Source organism: Mesorhizobium sp. M0991 (assembly GCF_040318915.1).
GTDB lineage: Bacteria > Pseudomonadota > Alphaproteobacteria > Rhizobiales > Rhizobiaceae > Mesorhizobium.
Genome location: NZ_JAMYNE010000017.1, coordinates 1 through 15,770, shown reverse-complemented (window position 1 = coordinate 15,770; position 15,770 = coordinate 1). Strand labels below are relative to the sequence as shown.

11 protein-coding genes are annotated in these 15,770 nt (G+C 56.9%); 6 read left to right on the top strand and 5 right to left on the bottom strand.

All coding sequences use genetic code 11. The features are described 5' to 3' along the window. Nucleotides 1–18: 18 nt before the first annotated feature. The 5 genes from NKH70_RS22890 to NKH70_RS22870 all read right to left on the bottom strand — a co-directional run bounded on the left by NKH70_RS22890 (nt 19) and on the right by NKH70_RS22870 (nt 3,559). Complete coding sequence (locus NKH70_RS22890; RefSeq protein WP_353026051.1) at nt 19–294, bottom strand: hypothetical protein; 276 nt, start codon at nt 292–294, stop codon at nt 19–21. Further along, on the bottom strand, nt 291–437 hold the full coding sequence (locus tag NKH70_RS22885; RefSeq protein WP_353026049.1) for a hypothetical protein: 147 nt from the start codon (nt 435–437) through the stop codon (nt 291–293). The genes NKH70_RS22890 and NKH70_RS22885 overlap by 4 nt, the downstream gene beginning before the upstream one ends. Nucleotides 438–503: 66 nt before the next feature. Beyond that, a complete protein-coding gene (locus NKH70_RS22880) occupies nt 504–719 on the bottom strand; it encodes a helix-turn-helix transcriptional regulator (protein WP_353026047.1) in 216 nt (71 codons plus the stop codon). 127 nt (nt 720–846) lie between these two features. Next, complete coding sequence (locus NKH70_RS22875; protein WP_353026045.1) at nt 847–2,787, bottom strand: hypothetical protein; 1,941 nt, start codon at nt 2,785–2,787, stop codon at nt 847–849. Further along, entirely contained in the window at nt 2,780–3,559 is a 780-nt protein-coding gene (locus NKH70_RS22870; RefSeq protein ID WP_353026044.1) for a hypothetical protein, read from the bottom strand. The genes NKH70_RS22875 and NKH70_RS22870 overlap by 8 nt, the downstream gene beginning before the upstream one ends. Nucleotides 3,560–4,031: 472 nt before the next feature. On the opposite strand from NKH70_RS22870, the gene NKH70_RS22865 reads away from it, so the two are divergent. From NKH70_RS22865 to NKH70_RS22840, 6 genes are all read left to right on the top strand, one after another. Next, entirely contained in the window at nt 4,032–4,547 is a 516-nt protein-coding gene (locus NKH70_RS22865) for a DUF2924 domain-containing protein (RefSeq protein WP_353026042.1), read from the top strand. After that, nucleotides 4,544–5,875, top strand: a complete 1,332-nt coding sequence (locus tag NKH70_RS22860; RefSeq protein WP_353026041.1) for a recombinase family protein — start codon at nt 4,544–4,546, stop codon at nt 5,873–5,875. Before NKH70_RS22865 ends, NKH70_RS22860 begins: the two co-directional genes overlap by 4 nt. Next, complete coding sequence (locus tag NKH70_RS22855; RefSeq protein WP_353026040.1) at nt 5,872–6,285, top strand: ParB/RepB/Spo0J family partition protein; 414 nt, start codon at nt 5,872–5,874, stop codon at nt 6,283–6,285. The genes NKH70_RS22860 and NKH70_RS22855 overlap by 4 nt, the downstream gene beginning before the upstream one ends. A 414-nt stretch (nt 6,286–6,699) precedes the next feature. Further along, the gene (locus NKH70_RS22850; RefSeq protein WP_353026039.1) at nt 6,700–10,065 is read left to right on the top strand and encodes a helicase-related protein; all 3,366 of its coding nucleotides are present in this window, start codon (nt 6,700–6,702) and stop codon (nt 10,063–10,065) included. Between the two features lie 4 nt (nt 10,066–10,069). Continuing rightward, nucleotides 10,070–13,771, top strand: coding sequence for an Eco57I restriction-modification methylase domain-containing protein (locus tag NKH70_RS22845; protein ID WP_353026037.1), 3,702 nt, complete (start codon nt 10,070–10,072; stop codon nt 13,769–13,771). After that, nucleotides 13,768–15,438 carry an AAA family ATPase gene (locus tag NKH70_RS22840; protein WP_353026035.1) on the top strand — a complete coding sequence of 557 codons (1,671 nt, stop codon included), beginning with the start codon at nt 13,768–13,770 and terminating at the stop codon, nt 15,436–15,438. Before NKH70_RS22845 ends, NKH70_RS22840 begins: the two co-directional genes overlap by 4 nt. The last annotated feature ends 332 nt before the right edge of the window (nt 15,439–15,770 follow it).

The following is a 15,770-nucleotide window of genomic DNA, read 5'->3' as shown; positions in this document are numbered from 1 at the left end:
ACGAACCGGGCGTGCCACCTACAGGAGCTTCATATCTTCATAGGTGGTGACGAAGGTCACTGATGTGTCCAGTTTTCCCCCCAGCTCATGGATGGAGGTCTCCTTCCAGCGCGCCCTGGTCTTCAGCCAGAAAATTGCTGCAGTGACGGCCTCCCGACCTTCACCGGTCGCCTTGCGGTAGAGGCTTTCGGCGACCCGGGCGTTCCTCCTTGCCAGGAAGAGGGGGGCACGATCTTCCATCTCCGTATTTGTCGCCCGCCGCCTCCTTGTGGGGCTAGTCTGATAAATGGTCATTTGCCCCTCCCGGAGGAGAAGGCCAGTTCGGCAATTGCGACGGCGAGCGGCACGGATAACAGGTAGCGCGCGACAAGCAGGCGAACTTGCAGTTCGACCTCAGTTGTCCTATTGATTTCGGGGTCATCTTTGCCGACCAGCATCGTGACATCGGCCCGGTGGGCGCCTACCAGCGCTGCCGGGTCTTTACATTTGGAATACATCGCCGGTCACCCCCACGAACCGATTATCGACGAATGGGTCTCGGCGCGGCGCCGGCGTTCATAGGTCTCGATATCGTTGAGCGAGTAGACGATCCGGCCGCCAAGCTTGTGATAGTTGGGCCCAGTCTTCTTCCAGCGCCAGCGTTCGAGCGTTCGCGGGCTTACTCGAAAGCGACGGGCGACTTCTTCCTGGCAGAGGTAAACGGGGGAAGCATCTGGCATTGCAAGCTCCTGAGCGGGGGCTTCGCATCGTTGCGCTGGAGCGCTAGCGGAAGCTGTTTCGATCCCAGAAGTTGGCAGCAGTTCGCCGATTTGAGATATGTTCGGCCACTAAGAATGTCGTGACGTTTCAGGCGGTGCCGGCGCCCGAATTTGCCGGGTTTTGCGATGGAGTCGTGACGCCGGAATTAAAATGTCGTGACGTCTTGGCCTGGCTAAGCTGCCGCCGATCCACGAGCAGCAGAAAGGGGTTGAGTCGATATCCAGTCCAGGTCCTGCTCTGGATGACGTCCTCTAGGTCGAGCGTGTAACCAGCTTTGGCCTCGAACTCCCTTTCGAGCTTTTTGCGAGTTCGGGTGACTATCTGCCGAAGGGTTTCCTCTTCACAATGCAGATGGCGGCAAAGCGCTTCTTTAGACACATAGGTATGCCCCGAATGCTCAAGATCAGCCTCAAACTGCTCGGCCAGCCGCGATATTAGCTCAGCCAGTCTGCCATTCAGACTGATTGAGTTGTCGAACAGGATTTTCGACCCACCTTCATCCAGTGCGAAAACTATCCTACGAGATGGAACCGGCTTCGCGTCTGCCGCAGCTTGGGATTCAGCCGGCGGTTCTTGCCGACCGGTATCGTAGAACGACCCGTTGGCCAGCGGACTACGGAGTAACCCCAACAACGACGTCTCAGGGAGGTCGAGCACCGCGCCGAGCGTGGCATGCTGTCGAAGCTTTTCGTCGACGACGCCAACTATCTCGCTGCCGTAGCGCTGATGCAATGAGAAGATGCTGCTCGCCGCGGCATCCGGGCTTTCCCCGATATCGGTCAACGCCCTGTAAACCTGGCCATTGTTCGACATGAAGTCCTGCTGCGACATGGCGGCCAGCTTCTGCGCCCGGCATAGGTGGGCCTCGACCATCGTCAGGTCGCGGCCGTCCTGGTGGGCGCCGAGAAAAAGATCTCGCTCGTAAGTGCCTATGGGCTCAAATAGGCCAGCTGCTGCGACTGCATATTGCCGTTCAACACATTGGGAACAGTAACCACACTGCCGGCCCGACATCGACATTTCGCGAATGTTTGCGCAACTTGTCGTCAGCCCAATCAGATCCGAAAGATGGTTCCGATTGATACTCCTGACCACGTCCGCCTTGGTCTTCCATAGGAAAGGATTCTCGAAGCTAACCGGTGTATCTAGCAGCAAGGAAAAGAGACGGCTGAAGTAGGAGAGGGTCCGCGGATGCGTTGTCCGGCTCGCCCGTGTGCCGACTACGTGCTGGGCCATAGGCAGATTGAAGCTGGTGATGCCGTTCTCGCAGAACTGGACGCTGCTGCATCCAAACATCCGGGCGTAGGCCATACCAAGTGATGCGAACAGAAATGACCGTAGCCGCTGCGAATGTTCGACAGGCTCTGCCTGGTGTCCTCTCCGAACCCAGACCGGGGCATAGAAGGTCTGGCCCTTGCGGGTACGTTGTCCGATCTCATGAGCAAGTTGGTTCTGCTTGCCGACGACCAAGGTGGCGCTTGAATGCGTCACCAGCACGGCACTGCAGTTCCTGCCGATAACGCTCTCGGAAACTCCCGCAAGCGAGTCCAGCCCACCGGAGAAAAGGATTACCTGGTCGGGCCGGATGGTCTGGGCCACGGAATCGTTAAATCCGAGATAGAGCTGGGCTCCCTCAGGCCTACCAGCATGGGTGAATTCGAACGCAAATTCATCCCCAGAGAGAAAGGACAGGCCCTCCAAAAGAGCATCTTTAACTTCCCTGCTGTTCCACAGCGCTTCGTTGCGCACCGGAATGCGAAAGCGCAGCCGCCTTTGCCACTCTGCGCCGATCTCGCGGCTGTCATCCTTCACGCGCGGGACCAACCTGTCCGCCGAGAAGACATAGGCCGCGATCTCCAGAACATCAGCCAGGGGATCGGGGATCTCATCGAGGAGCGGCGCGCTGACCGATCCGGGATCAAATCGGACCCTCTTCTTCTCATCGGCGGCTGGTGAGATATCGAGTTCGAGAACCCTTGCTGCCTTGCCTGCAGGCGCACCACCGCAGGCAATGAAAGTGTCATGCATGTCCGCTCTCGCGGCGGCGCAGCTCATCACGGATCTTGCCGGCGGCGACATGGACGAAACGCCCCGCCTTGTCGCGGTCAATGCCGCCTTCGAAGTTTTGTTTGGAAAACCATTCGGCGGCGAAATTCTTGATGATGCCGGACGCCTCGCGGCAGTGCTGGTCGAGGGCAGCTTCGAACTTCCTATGATCGGCCACGCTGGAGAAGCGCCGGCTGGCGCCCACATGATTCGAGAGCTCCCGGTGGAGGTAGAAATTGAGGTGGCTTTGCGTAAGGCGAGCGAAGAACTCCCGCGCGAGAACAGCAAACTGTTTTGCGTTGGCAAAGCCGGCGGTGACCGTCTTCACCCGGTCCCGATCCATCCCAAAAAGATCCGACACGTCGCGACCGACGACTGCGTGTAGGCTTTCCACCGCACAGACCTGCGCGATTTCGCCATAGTCGCTGCGCGGCCCCTTCTTCGAAGTGAACCGGTCGATTGCGTCCATCATGGCGGCCCCGATCTCGACGAGAGATGGATGGTCACTTACGACCAGCCCCAGGCCTCTGAGTGCGCCCGCGAAGCTTCTGCTGGCGGCGGCAAGCGGTATCTGCGTCAAGAGGTAGAATGTCTGGCGTACTGTTGCGTCGTCAGCCGCGTCGATCATGCTGCGGTCGGCGGCGCGGGCGGATGCGGCAGCTATATCTTCCATCAAGGCCCCGCCACTAAGAAGGGTCACGACGTGGCGCCACTCCTTCGTCCGTGGAAGATGAGGCAGGAGCTGGTGGCCCAAGGCATTTCCTCGCGACGGGCTCGCAGCAGGCCCGACCCCAACTTTTCGCCGCAAATGTTAGCGGTCCATGAAGGTGATCTAGCCAATTTTATGGACTAGCTGATTCGGTGGTCGAGGCCGTCGATAGGTGGTCCTCAGGCCACTTTTGCTTTTGTTTTCGCATCGCTGCGCACCATCCCCCACACCGCTGGAGCAGAGTTGGAGACCGGCTAACGTCCCTATCCATGAGCAGGCACAAACCCACCGGCAATAATACGTGGTCTGGCCGGAGCGGAGCGGGCTATAATGCCCTCTCCCCAGATCGCATGAGCGCCGCAGAGCGCCTCGATGAACTAGCCGCCCTCCTGGCCGCGGGCCTGGTTCGGCTACGGGCGCGACAGTCAAGCAGACAATGTGCAGAGCGCGAAAAGACTTCAGTCGACTTCAGGACCACGGAGAGCGTGTGTCGGGACCACTCGCAAGGGGAGTTCCGATGACAAAATTCTCTACTGAAAGCAGCAGGGTTGAGACGGCCAACTCAGGACTTTACCACGATCCCAACGTGCTGGGCCGGCTGGCGGCGCTGAAGACGATGCCAACGCCGGAGCTGAAGGCACAATGGCGCGACCTCTTCGATCGAGAGCCGCCTCCGTATAACCGGCGTTTCCTCGAAAGCCGGCTTGCCTATCGCATCCAGGAACTCGCCTTCGGCGGGCTGAAGCCGGAAACGGTCGAGCGGCTGAAGGCGCTTGGCGAGGAGTTCGATGGCGGCAACATCGCGGTCCGGCGCATCCGCGGTGCCGACCGGCCGATTGCCGGCACGCAACTGCTCCGTGAATGGCAAGGCGTTGAGCAGACCGTCACGGTGCTAACTGACGGCTACGAATGGCAGGGCAGGCCATACCAGTCATTGTCCTCCGTTGCCTTAGCCATCACCGGGACGCGCTGGAATGGCTGGCTGTTCTTCGGGTTGAGGAACCATCGCGGCAAGGCGAGGGGCCGGTCATGAGTATGGCAGACTTCAAGCCAATCGTTCGCAAGCTGCGCTGCGCTGTTTACACTCGCAAGTCCAGCGAGGAGGGACTCGATATGGAGTTCAACTCGCTCGATGCCCAGCGCGAAGCCTGCGAGGCCTTTGTGGCCAGCCAGAAGGCCCTAGGATGGGTTTTGGTGCCCGACCGCTACGATGATGGCGGTATCTCCGGAGCGACGCTGGAACGGCCTGCCTTGAAGCGCCTGCTGCTCGACATGGACGTGGGCCTGGTCGACGTGGTCGTGGTCTACAAGATCGATCGGCTGTCACGCTCGCTCATGGACTTCTCGCGGTTGGTCGAGGCCTTCGATGCCAACGACGTCACCTTCGTCTCGGTGACCCAGAGTTTTAATACCACCACCTCGATGGGCAGGCTGACCCTCAACATCCTGTTGTCCTTCGCCCAGTTCGAACGTGAGGTGATTGGTGAACGCATCCGCGACAAGTTCGCCGCGTCGCGCAAGCGCGGCATGTGGATGGGTGGCTGGACGCCGCTCGGCTATGAGGTGAGGGACCGCAAGCTGGTCATCAACGAAGCCGAGGCAGCAACCGTCCGCATGGTGTTCGAACGATTTGTCTCGATCGGCTCGGCGACAACGCTTTCCAGGAGTTTCACAGCCGAGGGGATTTTGACGCGTCAGGGCAAGCCGCTGGACAAAGGCGTGATCTACAAGCTGCTCAACAACCCAGTCTATGTCGGCGAGGCCGTTCACAAGGGCACCTCTTACGAAGGCGAGCACGAGGCCATTATCAGTCGCGGGCTCTGGAACAAGGTGCAGGCTATACTGTCCGATGGTTCGAGGAAGCGGGGCGCCAAAACCCGGGCCCAGACACCAGCGCTGCTCAAGGGGCTGCTCTTTGGGCCGACCGGATGTGCGATGTCGCCGACCCACACGCGCAAGGACGGCAAGCTGTATCGTTATTACGTCAGCCAATCGGTGTTGAAGCAGGGAGCTAATGCCTGCCCGGTCGGGCGCTTGCCAGCAGCTGAGATCGAGGCAGCCGTGATCGATCAGTTGCGCATCCTCATTCGCAGCCCGGAAATCATCGTAGCCATCTGGAAGGCAGCCCGCGAACAAGATGTTGGTAATATTGAAGGCGAGGTGAGGGCGGCATTGCTCGACCTCGATCCGCTCTGGAACGAACTGTTCCCGGCTGAGCAGGCGCGCATTGTCCAGCTTCTGGTCGAGCGCGTGGATGTTGCAACCGACGGGATCTCGATCTGCCTCAGGACTGACGGGCTCACAAGCATGATACAAGACTTGCGCCGGCCAGCAGCCAATCGCCTCGGAGAAGCCGCATGAACGCCGCGGTCGAGGTCAGCGCCGACGGCAGCAGGCTGACGGTGAAGCTGCCACTGACTGTCCGCAAACGGGGCGGCAGGAAGGTCGTGATTGCCCCGCACGGCGCGATCATCAAGTCGCCGCGGCCCCGGGTCGACAACACGCTGGTGAAGGCAATAGCGAGGGCCTATCGCTGGCAGCGGATGCTGGAGGAGGGGGCACATGCCTCCATGCGGGATTTAGCAGCGGCCGAACACATCAGCCCAACGTATATCTCACGGCTGCTGCGGCTCACGCTACTCGATCCACAAATCGTAGAGGCCGTGCTGGATCGACGGCACCCCGAAGCGGCCACTCAGGAACTGCTGTTCCAGCCATTGCCCGACGTGTGGTGGTCGCAGCAGCAGATTGTGTGTGCGACAGGGGCGTAGGGCCGAGCTGCGCCGCCCTGAGCCGACATTCTCTAGTGCAAATTCAGGGCGGATATCAGGGTCGCTGAGGCGGGTTTCCTCGGAGCGGTCCTCAACAGCTATACGTCCCAATCACCGAGGACATGCCCTACCGGTTCTAATTACTTGTAATGCCGCTTAAAGGTTTCGAGTGGCCCGCATTATTGTCAATTGAGGCCAAATTGACCAAATGAGATCGACTTATAGGAGCGGGATTCGTATTCAGGTCCCAAGGGCGAAAAAACGAAACTGCGATTCGGACGTCTGCCTACGCCATGCCGGTAACTGTGGTTAAACACGGGTGAGCCGTTGTGGTCGTGCTCGCGATCGAGCAATACGAGCAACTGAAGGCGCTGGACACAGCGAAATCTCGGACTGTCGAGTGGAGGCAACAGAGTGAAAGTCACCGTCAACAACTCGGGCCTGCGCGACAACCACAGTCGTGGTACAGTCGCAGAATTCTTGAAGGCCAAGATTCAACCGGGCTCGGCACTATCCGTCGTTTCGGCGTATTTCACCATCTACGCTTACGACGCTCTCAAGCAACCATTGAACAACATCGAGCATCTCGATTTTCTCTTCGGCGAACCTTCCTTCGTAAATCGTCTGGATCCCGCCAAGACGGAAAAGAAGAAGTTCGCCATTGATGGTGAAGGCTTGGAACTTGCTAATAAGCTCCAGCAGAAACGCGTGGCCAAGGAGTGCGCCGATTGGATCGAGCACAAGGTGGACATAAAGACTATCAAACAATCGAACCTGCTTCACGGAAAGATGTACCATGTTGCCTCCGGTGGTGTGGAAGACGCAATTCTTGGCAGCTCGAATTTCACAGTACGCGGGCTAGGGCTGGGAAATGACGGGAATAATATCGAGCTGAACCTTGTTGTTGACAGCAATCGTGACCGCCGTGAGATGAAGCAATGGTTTGACGAAATTTGGCAAGACGACAGATTGGTCAAAGACGTTAAACAGGAGGTTCTTCTATATCTGAGAAAGCTTTACGCGAATCATCCACCACAATTCATTTACTACTTAACTCTATTCCACCTCTTCCGTGACTACCTCGACGGCACGCGCGATGTAGACGACAACCTCCGCCGGGTGGCGCTTCCAGACACTCACATCTGGCGGACGCTCTTCTCCTTCCAGAAGGATGGCGCCAAAGCGGCCATCAACAAGATCCTGGACTACAATGGTTGCATCCTTGCCGATAGCGTTGGACTTGGTAAGACCTATACCGCGCTAGCCGTCATCAAATATTTTGAGTTGCGGAACGAGCGCGTCCTGGTCCTCTGTCCGAAGAAACTGAGCCGAAACTGGTCAATTTTCCGAAACCCTAGCGCCCTCAATCCCTTTTCGGACGACAAGTTCCGTTTCGACGTCATCCATCATACCGACCTCTCCCGCGAGTCTGGCGCGGTTAACGGGATTCATTTGGACTCGCTCAATTGGGGCGCCTACGATCTTGTGGTCATCGATGAATCCCACAATTTCAGAAACAACAAGCTCGCCACCCAACGTCCCGGCGAGCCGGAAAAGCGCAGTCGCTATCAGCGACTGATGGAAGACATTATTTCAGATGGAGTGAAAACCAAGGTGCTGCTTCTCTCGGCTACGCCGGTGAACAACCAATTGGCCGATCTCCGCAACCAGATATCCTTTATTGCCGGGGGTGACGTAGCTCGAAATGGCGCTGCCGACGCAGCATTTGTGGGGAAACTCAACATCGTCTCGGTGAGGGAAACATCCCGTCAGGCGCAAACGCACTTCACCAATTGGGCAAGGAGGCCTCCCGATCAGCGGAAGACCCGCGACCTCATCGCAGCAATAGGTGGTGATTTTTTCAGGCTCCTCGACGGCCTCAGCATCGCCCGCTCGCGTCGGCAGATCGCGAGCTACTACGCTGGCGAGATGAAGCAACTCGGTGGCTTCCCCCGTCGCCCGCGTCCGAAGGCTATTCACGCACCAATTGATTTGGAGCAGCGATTCCTCTCGTTCGAACAACTTGACGGGGAAATCAGCGCGCTGCGTCTGGCCCTCTATCATCCTACCAGCTTTCTCCGAGAAGACCTGCCCGAAAAGCTGCTCACCGCTTATGACAACAGAATTCTCGGGGGCTTCACGCAAGAGGGCCGCGAGCGCATTCTCATTGCAATGATGAAGGTCAACTTTCTGAAACGCCTCGAAAGTTCCGTAGATTCCTTCCGTCTTACTCTCCAACGCACCATCGCCAAGATCGACGCCTTGGAGAAACGAATCGTCGTCTTCGAAAGCCAACTCGATGGAAACCCCGAGATCGACTACGACTCACTAACGCCGGATCTTTTCGAAGACCCTGATTTCGACAGCGAAGACTTCACCATCGGTGGCCGCCGTCGCATTCATCTCGCTCATCTTAAGTTGCCGGAATGGCTCAAATCAGTTCGCAATGATCGGACCCAGCTCCAGTTTCTCTTGGAGAAAACCCAATCAGTCACACCTAGGCGCGATGGAAAACTTGCGGAGATCAAGGCGCTCATTGAAGCCAAGGTCCGCCAGCCCACTGTTAACCGCGATGGCAAGGCCAATCGCAAGGTTCTCGTTTTTACCGCGTTCGCCGATACAGCTCGTTATCTTTATGAACACCTCGGGGCGTGGGCCCGCAACGATCTCAAGATTCACACCGGCCTCGTATGCGGGGACGGGGGGAACGCAGCGTCGTTGGGGCGCACTGACTACGACGACATCCTCACGAACTTCTCGCCTGTTGCCAAGCGCCGGGCGGATCAGAGTGTACGCTTTCCAGAACAGCACGAGGAAATCGACCTGCTTATTGCCACCGACTGCATCAGCGAGGGGCAGAACCTTCAAGACTGCGATCTCCTTATCAACTACGATATCCATTGGAACCCGGTCCGGATCATCCAGCGCTTCGGCCGCATTGACCGTATCGGCTCGCGCAATGCCACCGTGCAGCTTGTCAACTTTTGGCCCGTGTCCGACCTTGACCATTATCTTGGAGTCAAATTGCGGGTCGAAGCCCGGATGGCGCTTGTGGACCTGGCCGCCTCGCAAACTGACAATCTGCTCGATGCTGACCAGCTTGAAGACCTCATCAAAGAGGACTTGCTATTCCGCAACCGCCAACTCACGCGCCTTAAAGACGAAGTCCTCGATCTCGAGGATCTCGATGGCTCGGTTTCGCTAACCGATTTTTCGCTTGACGAGTTCAGACTTGACCTCCTCCGCTACCTCGAAGCCAACCGTGCCGAATTAGAGGAGGCGGGTGAGGGCCTCTACGCCGTCGTACCGCCCAAGGAAGATCTTTTCGTCAAAGCGCGTCCGGGCGCCATTTTCTGTCTACGCCAGCGCACAACAGCCGAGTCCCCCTCGTCCGCCAAATCGGCCGACTCCTCCAGGCTAAACCCACTGGCGCCCTACTATCTGGTCTACGTTCACGACGACGGCACGGTCCGCTTCAGCTTCGCCCAGCCAAAGGAAACCATGCTTCTCTTGCGCGATCTCGCTGCCAGTGAACCGTACGCCTTCGAGAGACTCTACGATCTCTTTGACCAGCGCACAAAGGATGGCACCGACATGAGCCACTACAGTGGTCTCCTGCAACAGGCCCTCGCCTCCGTCGAGCGCACGTTCCAGAGGCGCGCTGCCGCCTCCCTCCTTTCCAGCCGCAATGCTGTATTGCCAACCGCTGGGGACGTACCGACCTCCAAAGGCGACGACTTCGACCTCGTCACCTGGCTTGTAATCCTTGGACCCGAGTAACTGTATGCCCGCCGACACAGACCATCGATCCGCTATCGCCGCTGTCCTTGGCGAATTTCAAGCACGTCCAGTGGCGCAGGCCGCTCGCAGCCTGCTGGCCGAGCTTGGCTACACATCCGACCGTACCATCCATCTGTCCAATTCAAGCCCCCAGGCTTTTCGCGAGTTCATCCGCGCTAACGGTCCGGATGTGCCCTTCAGCGAAGCGAAGGCTCTCTACTCCGACTGGAGGTCGGCCGATCTTCTGTTCCAACTCACCGATGAGGAGCTCTCAGGCAATCGGAGCCTGTTCCAGGAAACCGCCGTCAATCCGGGCCTCCTGCGCTCCTACCTCTTTTTTGCAATTGAGCTTACCGGTGACAATTATGCTCGCGGCCAGCTTACCGGTATCGCCAGGCAGATTAACCGCGTCTTCCCCATGCCTGTCATGGTTCTTATCAAGCATCTCGCGGAAAAGCGGCCTGTTCTTTCCATAGCATTGATCAATCGTCGTCAGAACAAGCGCGACGCCGCCAAGGATGTGCTTGGCAAGGTCACAATCATCCGCGACATCTCACTCGCCGAACCGCATCGCGGGCATCTCGATATACTCGATTCATTTGCTGTCCCGAATCTGGTTCACCCAAAGCGGCTCCCCATTGATAACTTCGATAGCCTCCACTCCGCTTGGGAGGAGATCTTCAATGTAGAACTTCTCAACAGGCGCTTCTACCGTGAGCTGGCCAATTGGTATTTCTGGGCGCTTCCGCAGGTTGAGTTCCCTAACGACATCGAAAAGGACGCAGAGAGACGCCGCGCGACCTCCCTCATCCGCATGTTAACGCGTCTCATATTTTGCTGGTTCCTGAAGGAAAAAGGTCTCATCCCGGAGAACCTATTTGTCGAAGCCGAACTGGCGAAGATACTGAAAGACCTCGACCCCAACGGCTGCGCTTACCATCAGGCGGTCCTGCAAAACCTGTTCTTCGCCACGCTCAACCAGCGCATGGGGAAGGACAAAAATGGCCAACCTTACCGCGGCTTCGCCCGTGACGAGGGCTTGGAGAAGAACCGCTCGACCTACGGCGTCGACACTCTGTACCGGTACGAGGAGCACTTCCGAGACCCAACCACCGCTCTCGACAATTTCGCCGACGTGCCTTTCCTCAACGGTGGGCTTTTCGAATGTCTCGACCGGACCGATGAGGCAACTGGCAAGAAGCTCTACCTCGACGGCTTCTCCCGGAACGAAAAGAAGCGGCCGAGCGTCCCAAACCGTCTTTTTTTTGCCGGAGAACAGACCGCAGACCTCTCCGACGCGTACGGGGAACCTCGGCGTCGCACCGAGCGCGTCCGCGGTCTGCTCCGCATCCTGCACTCCTACAAATTCACGATAGTCGAGAACACGCCCATCGATCAGGAAATCGCTCTCGATCCCGAACTGCTCGGCCAGGTTTTCGAAAACCTGCTCGCCTCATACAATGAGGAAACCAAGACCACTGCCCGCAAGCAGACTGGGTCGTTCTACACCCCGCGCCCAATCGTCGAATACATGGTGGATGAGTCGCTCAAGGCACACCTTGCCGGTGCGCTGGTCACGGTCGGCATGTCCGGGGAGGAAGCCCGGGCCGGGCTTAATATCCTCTTCGCCTACACCGAGCGTGAGCACGCATTCTCCGAACGCGAAGCCGCCGCTCTGCTTGATGCTATCCATACCTGCAAAATTCTCGATCCCGCTTGCGGTTCTGGCGCCTTCCCGATGGGGATGCTGCAAAAACTCGTTTACATCATCCACAAACTCGACCCTGACAACGCGCGATGGATGCAGCTCCAGATCGACGCCGCTGCCAAGATTCCCGACTCCTCCGCCCGCGATGCTGCCATCGCCGCTATCGAACGCGACTTCGCTGACAATGAGGACGACTTCGGTCGCAAGCTCTATCTCATCGAGAACTGCCTTTACGGCGTGGACATCCAGCCCATCGCCATCCAGATCTCCAAGCTCCGGTTCTTCATCTCTCTCATCTGTGACCAGCGTACCAGCCGCACAAAGAAGGAAAATCACGGCATCCGCCCTCTGCCCAACCTCGAAACAAAGTTCGTGGCCGCAGACACGCTGATTGGGCTGCCAGAGGCAGAGCAACTGGCCCTCGCGCCACGTCGTGTTTCCCAGATTGAGGCCGAGATAGAGAGTCTTTACCACCGCTACTTTGCCATTCAGCGCCGCGACCAGAAACTTGCAATCCAACGAAAGACCAGGGATCTCCGCCAGGAACTGGGAAAAGTTCTGGCCGGGAGCCTTATGGCTCCTAAGAAGGCCCAACACGTCGCCGATTGGAATCCGTTCGACCCGCAGGCGAGCTCCGACTTCTTCGACCCGCACTGGATGTTCGGACGCTCGCTGGAAGAAGGATTTGATATTGTGGTTGGAAATCCGCCATACGTCTTTGGCGGAAATACTGGTATTTCCGCCAAAGATAAGGATCTATATAGGAAGCTCTACGTTTCCGGCTCCGGAAAAACTAATCTGTTCGTTATTTTTATCGAGCGCGGCATCCAACTCTTGAAGCAAGGCGGGTTCCTTTCATACATTATCCCGAACACACTGCTTCGAGTGACTTCCTACTACTCGACAAGAAAACTCATCCTGAACAAGGCGTGCATTGATGAGATTATAGATTTGGATGTGGGAGTCTTTAATCAAGTAACCGCCTCCACAATTGTGATCCGTCTCCGCAACCAGACACCAGAATCTAATCGTAACACTATTATCAGGCATGGCTTGGATGACGATCGCCCAAAGCAATTCCGGCAATTGAGCTGGAATGCAAAGGGCAACATCATCGACATCTTTTCATCGCAGCGAGATCGCGAGATTCTTGACCAGCTTGCGGTCGGAACCGTGCCATTGGGCGATCTGTGCCTCCGCATCCGATTCGGTGTCGTCGTATCGGGGAACCTCTCCGAGGTCGTCAGTGATCGAAAGCACGGAAGTGCATGGAAACCGTTTCTCGAAGGTGACGAGATTGCTCCATACGCAATAAACTATCGGGGGCGCTTTCTACACTACGACAGCTCACTACTTCATCGCAGTCGAACTCCGGATGTGTTCGAGACACGGAAAATAGTGATCCAGCGGATTACTGGCGGGCAAACTCCACTCAAAGCCGCTTTAGATGAGCAGGAGTTCTACAACAAAGAGTCGATCCTGAACCTCATCTTAAGTCAACGTTATGTGGCCATGTACGGGTTCATACTAGCTCTCCTGAACTCCAAAACGGCGAATTGGTTCTATAGAAAGAGATTTACCAACGCCTCCAAGCTGACGGTCAATCTATCGAAAGAATATGTTGGACAAATTCCTGTTCCAATTCCCAGAGATGTCGAGGTTGCTACCTTCGACAAGCTAATTTATCTATTGATGCTTGCTAAGCGAAGCAATGCATTGGCCCCGGTTCAGTTTCTTATAGACCTAACCGAAGCTTGCGTCATGGAGTGCTACTTCCGCGAGCATATGGCGGAGCTTAACCTGCTCTTTCTCGACGATCTCGCTCCGCACCTTGTTGCCTACAACCCCGAAGCCAGCGAGGCGAAGCAGCTCGACTTCCTTGCAGGCCTTCACCGCACCCTCGACGCCCCGTCATCGAAGATCCGCAACCGCCTCATTCGCCTCACCGCCGACAGCCCGGATCTGCTCGCGGTTATCAAAGCCGAGGGCAAGGTATGAAGTCCCAGCTACACCGCATCGAAATCCGTAACTTCAAGGCTTTCCGTGAGTTTGCCCTCGACCTCGAAGGCCGCCACCTTCTCGTTTACGGCTCGAACGGCTCCGGCAAATCCTCGCTCTATTGGGCGCTTTACACGTTCCTGCAAAGCGCCAAGAAGCCCACACCGAGCGTCAGTAAATACTTCGATGCCGCCGATGCACAGAACTTGCTCAACATTCATGAGCAGGATGAAGCCACGCCCATGCCTGGAGAGATCGCGCTGTCTCTGCGTGATGTCGCCACAAAAAATGTTACCACTTATCGGATCAGCCAAACGGTTCACGGCACCCACAAGCAGCCCGACATCCTCAAGGGCGACCTCGCAAGCGATTTCATCACATACCGCTTTTTCTTCGGCTTCTCACACTTCCGAAACTCCGAGAACTTCAACATCTGGCCGCTGTTCGAAAAGGAAATCTTGCCGTTTTGCGTAAGTACGGGTGGACAGGTGCCGCTCGACATGTGGATGAGGATACACGGTGGCAACCCAAACCCTTCGGGTGCCCGGGGCCTTGGTGGGAGAACATCCTACGAAGCTTTTCGGAAGAAAACCGAGGCTTTCGCTGCTGTGTTGCCGGGAATCGTGGATGCGATCAGTACAGAGGCGCAACGGTTCTACGACAAACATTTCGCAGCTGACGACCCAGCGGAAGTCAAGCTGAAACTGGGCGTTACCACTCTGCCATCATTCAAAGGCACGAACCAGAACAATAGGCAGTTCACCATTCCAGTTATCGAGTTCGGCATCCAGGTCGGTGGCAAGACCGTCACCCGTCCGCAGAGCTTCCTCAACGAGGCCAAGCTGACGCAGCTTGCCCTATGTGTTCGCTTCGCCGCTTCGCTCGTCAACTTGCACGAGTCCGACCTCAAACTCCTCGTGCTCGACGACCTCCTCGTCAGCCTCGACATGAGTAACCGGATGAAGGTTGTTGAAATCCTTTTGTCCGACACGTTCACTGGCTACCAGAAGATCATCCTTACGCACGAACTTGGTCTCTTCCAGGAGTTCCGCCGCAAGGTCGGAGCAAGCCATCCGGAATGGTGTTTTCTTCGCCTCCAGGGAAGTGCCGCAAAGAGCATCGGCGGCAAGTCAGAAAAAACGGAAATGCAAAGGGCCGAGGAGTATCTACATGGACATGCTCTTGATGAAGCTGCCCTTTGCCTCAGGAAAGCCGCGGAAGATATGGCAAGGCGTTGGCGTGAATGGGTAGATAAGAAATCGGTACCTCCCGGTACATTCTATTCGCTTACCGAGAACTTGCGCGCCGCCAAAAATCGCCTCGTCACCGAACTACCCTTGGACATCCTAGAGAAAGTCGTTGAGTCCACTCCAAAAGCCCATCGCACCTTGCTGGTTGCGACCGATGACACCGACGTTGACGGAAATGTCGCTCTGGATGCCGCAACTAAAGGAATACTGAAGTCGAAGCGAAATCGCTTGAGACAAGCATTTACAGGTGACCATGACGAACGAATGCGCCGGATCAGGCTGATCGACGAAATCCTTGCCTGCACCGAACGCGTGCTCAATCCAGCCGCTCATTCTGGGGCTACGCCACTTTATGAGAAGGAGGTTCAGGACGCACTCAAGTTGATCAAAGACCTTGAGGTTTCGCTCAGTCCATAAGGCGCCGTGGCGCGCTTGGAATGTCCGAGTTCAGATTGCGAGATTGCTGTGCCCAGTTTGATCCCAGCATAGATCGATGAACCGAGCACAATTGCGAAATGGTACACAGCCCACACCGGCGTAAGCTGCTGAAATCGTTACGTACACACGCTGTGAACCAAATGCGGCTAGTTCACAGGTTCGGAGAATATCTGCCCAGAGAGACCAGCGTAAGCGTCGTTTAGAACGCGGCAGGTTCACAGCTTCCGTAAGCGCGAATTTCCCCGCACCTTTTGCTGTTGAGTGCTCTGATGCATGAGGTGTCCACCAAAATAGGTGGACACCTTGTGATG

Bases quoted from the DNA above. Each gene is read 5' to 3' on its own strand.
- NKH70_RS22890 (WP_353026051.1), bottom strand. From the start codon at position 294: ATGACCATTTATCAGACTAGCCCCACAAGGAGGCGGCGGGCGACAAAT.
- NKH70_RS22885 (WP_353026049.1), bottom strand. From the start codon at position 437: ATGCTGGTCGGCAAAGATGACCCCGAAATCAATAGGACAACTGAGGTC.
- NKH70_RS22880 (WP_353026047.1), bottom strand. From the start codon at position 719: ATGCCAGATGCTTCCCCCGTTTACCTCTGCCAGGAAGAAGTCGCCCGT.
- NKH70_RS22875 (WP_353026045.1), bottom strand. From the start codon at position 2,787: ATGCATGACACTTTCATTGCCTGCGGTGGTGCGCCTGCAGGCAAGGCA.
- NKH70_RS22865 (WP_353026042.1), top strand. From the start codon at position 4,032: ATGACAAAATTCTCTACTGAAAGCAGCAGGGTTGAGACGGCCAACTCA.
- NKH70_RS22860 (WP_353026041.1), top strand. From the start codon at position 4,544: ATGAGTATGGCAGACTTCAAGCCAATCGTTCGCAAGCTGCGCTGCGCT.
- NKH70_RS22855 (WP_353026040.1), top strand. From the start codon at position 5,872: ATGAACGCCGCGGTCGAGGTCAGCGCCGACGGCAGCAGGCTGACGGTG.
- NKH70_RS22845 (WP_353026037.1), top strand. From the start codon at position 10,070: ATGCCCGCCGACACAGACCATCGATCCGCTATCGCCGCTGTCCTTGGC.
- NKH70_RS22840 (WP_353026035.1), top strand. From the start codon at position 13,768: ATGAAGTCCCAGCTACACCGCATCGAAATCCGTAACTTCAAGGCTTTC.